At 38.9% G+C, this 262-nt stretch carries 1 protein-coding gene; it reads right to left on the reverse strand.

What is annotated here, in order from left to right; translation table 11 throughout:
- Positions 1–5: 5 nt before the first annotated feature.
- Positions 6–262: hypothetical protein (locus tag AAEY55_RS18430; protein WP_350552707.1), on the reverse strand; the 257-nt coding region annotated here is incomplete at its 5' end.

Consider the following 262-nt stretch of genomic DNA (forward strand, 5'->3'; position numbering starts at 1 on the left):
CTCTTCTACAGGCTTTTTAGAAATTGCTCTGTTTGTGCATTTGCAGGATAGTAATGCTCCATCAACAATTCCGAGGCTGTTATGTCTAACGGCGTACCAAATGAAGTCAATGTAGTTAAAAAGCGCAGCGTTTTACCAGAGACCACTATGTCTAAATAGATAAAAGGTTCAGTCGACACGATAAGTGTTTTATCCGCTAATAAATTCGCTACGCCAGGATATTGATATAAAGATTGGATCAATTCATCATGACGTTTAGGGG

It is taken from the genome of Pseudoalteromonas sp. 120-MNA-CIBAN-0494 (assembly GCF_040308885.1).
Taxonomy (GTDB): domain Bacteria; phylum Pseudomonadota; class Gammaproteobacteria; order Enterobacterales; family Alteromonadaceae; genus Pseudoalteromonas; species Pseudoalteromonas nigrifaciens.